The sequence below is a fragment of the Pseudomonas sp. Irchel 3E20 genome (assembly GCF_900187645.1).
Taxonomy (GTDB): Bacteria; Pseudomonadota; Gammaproteobacteria; order Pseudomonadales; family Pseudomonadaceae; genus Aquipseudomonas.
Map to the genome: position 1 here is coordinate 1 of NZ_FYEE01000032.1, position 1,556 is coordinate 1,556.

Sequence of the window (1,556 nt, forward strand, 5' to 3'; positions counted from 1 at the left end):
TCAGCGTCAAGGGCAGCGAGCATCCGTTGCTGAACGGGGCAAACAACCAGCCGCAAATACCCGCACTGCCCAGGTCGCAGGCCATGCCGGGGCCGGCGGCGCAGTGGGTGGCGGTGAACTATCGAGACAAGCAAACCCGTCAAGGCATTCGCGAGGCGGGCTATCAAATTCAGCAACACAAGGGCCCCCAACACGCGGGCAACTTGAAGCCCCAAGGCGACGCCCGCCACGACAACGTGCCGCCGCAGCAGGTGGCTTACGTGAACTACGCGCTGGCAACCGGCGCGCAGGAACCCGCGCATCGGGCCCTGGAACAGGCCTGCGCAGAGACACCGCAAACATCAGGAGAGCGCACATGAACCAACCCCCCAACACCGACCCTGTAGTCCCCGCCGACAACATGCGCGTCGCCCTGGCGTACATCACCGGCGCCCCGGAAAAACTCTTCGACGCCAGTGTCGATACCGCCCTTTGGGTGTGGGAGGCGATCCAAGGGGATTTCAACCAGGACCGCAGCACCGGGCAAATCGCCTTCGACGCGGCGGTCTCCATGGTGCCCTTGGTGGACCAGGTCTGCGACATGCGCGACTTGGTCGCCAACTGCCGCGAACTGCAAAAAGACCACAGCAACACCTGGGCCTGGGTCGGCCTGTGCCTGACCCTGATCGGCCTGTTCCCGGTGCTCGGTTCCCTGGTTAAAGGTGTGCTGAAAATCTTCTTCCTGTTTATCCGCCGCTCCGGCGGCCATGCCGTGGAGCAGGCCGTGGACGAGGCGATGACCTGGGTCATTACCCTGCTGCGTAAAAAGGAAGTGGTGAAGTACTGGCGTGGCATGAAATGGGGCCAGGTGTTCCAGACACTGGCCGACGCCATCAAAAAGGTGCGCAACCAAATAGACGTCTTGAGGTTACTGCACGCCTTCGACCGGGGCATTGCCCTGCTCAACACCCTACTGGGCAAAGTCAAATACGTCCCCGGGGCCGCCGCCAAGGCCGAACAAACCCTGAACATGGTCAAGGCCGTGCGTTTGCAAGCCAACGCCCATATCGGCAAAGCCCTGCAACCGATACGCGACGCCCTCGACATCGTGATCCGCCGGTTGGAAATGGAAGACCTGATGCAGCATCGGGCGATCCTGAACACGGTGAATGTGCACTTTCACGGCGGATTGCCCGAGGCACTGGCGGTGAAATTGATGCGGGATGCGAAGCCGTTGCCGGGGTGGTTGAGTCGGGGGAGGCCGGGGGAAAGGTTTGCTCCGCTAGATCCAAGCAAGAAAATCAAGGCTGTCAACGAGAGCGTTAAGCTCGGCTTTCCAAGCCTTGATGCTAAACAGATCAAAACCTTTGCAGAGGGCATGGAGGCAGTTGAACTGGTCGGCCCCCTACGCCTTTACCGCATCATAGGCCCCGGCAGTGTCGCCAGCGCACAGGACTGGGTCACGGAAGCCGTGTTCAAGCAAATCATGGATTCAGCCAACCCCAAGTCTGCCTGGCGCAAGTACCTGGCGGTGTGGCCGGACTGGAACGTCAATGGCCAGTTCGTGGTGTACGAAC

2 protein-coding genes are annotated in these 1,556 nt (G+C 61.1%); both read left to right on the forward strand.

All coding sequences use genetic code 11. The annotated features are described in order from the left end of the window. On the forward strand, positions 1 to 359 hold a 359-nt coding region (locus CKW13_RS24580), incomplete at its 5' end, for a hypothetical protein (RefSeq protein WP_256576670.1). Continuing rightward, positions 356 to 1,556 (forward strand): hypothetical protein (locus CKW13_RS24075; RefSeq protein ID WP_095111253.1); only part of this gene is annotated, 1,201 nt, incomplete at its 3' end. The genes CKW13_RS24580 and CKW13_RS24075, both read left to right, overlap by 4 nt.